At 45.5% G+C, this 1,125-nt stretch carries 2 protein-coding genes; one reads left to right on the top strand and one right to left on the bottom strand.

All coding sequences use genetic code 11. The annotated features are described in order from the left end of the window. Positions 1 to 30: 30 nt before the first annotated feature. Positions 31 to 330, bottom strand: coding sequence for a hypothetical protein (locus F6K49_RS51725; RefSeq protein WP_293110792.1), 300 nt, complete (start codon positions 328 to 330; stop codon positions 31 to 33). A gap of 71 nt (positions 331 to 401) precedes the next feature. Between F6K49_RS51725 and F6K49_RS51720 the strand changes: the two genes are divergently transcribed. Further along, positions 402 to 1,125, top strand: a 724-nt coding sequence (locus tag F6K49_RS51720) for an iron-containing redox enzyme family protein (protein WP_293110790.1), incomplete at its 3' end; no start/stop codon positions are given.

The following is a 1,125-nucleotide window of genomic DNA, read 5'->3' as shown; positions in this document are numbered from 1 at the left end:
GGCAAACAGGGGAAACAGAATGCTGCATGGTTAAGTCATCGCTGTAAAGCAGTGTGCTTTTAATTTCTTTATTTCAGGACTTACGCACACAATCCATGGGTAGGGGGGCTGGGTATCGTTTTGCCCCCCTAGCCCCCCAATTTTGGGGGGAACAAGACTTTGAAAGTCCCCCAAAGTTGGGGGACCCACGGGGGCTTGACCTAAATCAGACGTTTGCGCATTCTTTCCAAGAATCAGCAACGCCATATTTATCCGTGCTTTATCGGTATAGTGCAACTGTTGATCTGACTTGACCGTCATGAAATCTTCCCGCTGCTCCTTGATCTGCATACTTCTTCCTGTTGGGACGAAGCTTTCATTGTAGAAAACAGTAAAAACACTATTACTAGTGACATTAGATCATGCAAGACTTTCTAGAATATATGCGGACTCTACAGGTCTGGCAGCAGTTAGATAGACCCACCCAAGCTGAATCACCCAACAGCTTTTCCATCGCTACCATCCAAAGTCTGGGGTCTCCCCAGCAAATTCCCGATTATGCCCGAAATCATGCTCTACTCCAGCATCCCTGGCTGCTGAGTTTCCAAAATCTACCGTTAAGGCACACTCACCTAGAGGATTTACCCACTACTGAGGAAAAATTAGGAGTCTTAGTTGCTGATCATCCCCGATTATCCTCTTTAATCAGGGAAACTAGCGTAAGTCGTAATCTAGAAACTTGGCTCAACCAGCGTTATCTGATTAGTTGGTGTTTCCCCAATTGGCTCACTGCTGTTGCTTCTAAACTACCTACACCCCAAACCCGAATCCCTTTATTAAAGAATCTCTATGAAGAACACGGATTATCGGGGAAATCTGGTCATAGCAAACCCCATCCTCAAATGTGGCAGCAGTTATTTGAAGAATTATCAGCGATCGCACCAGGTGAGTCGATACCTCTACCAAAGTCATCACAAGAATTATTACCAGGAACCCAACGCTTCCTGCAAATCTACACCACTGCTTGCTTCCAATACCCCGCTGCCTTTGGATTGGGGATACTGGCTTTCACGGAATCTATCCTACCCTATGAAAACCAACTGATTTTAGCAGGTCTGAAAAAACTAGGTATTTCCACCAAAGGAC

The organism is Moorena sp. SIO3I6, from assembly GCF_010672095.1.
This window is presented reverse-complemented; position numbering and strand designations above follow the sequence as displayed.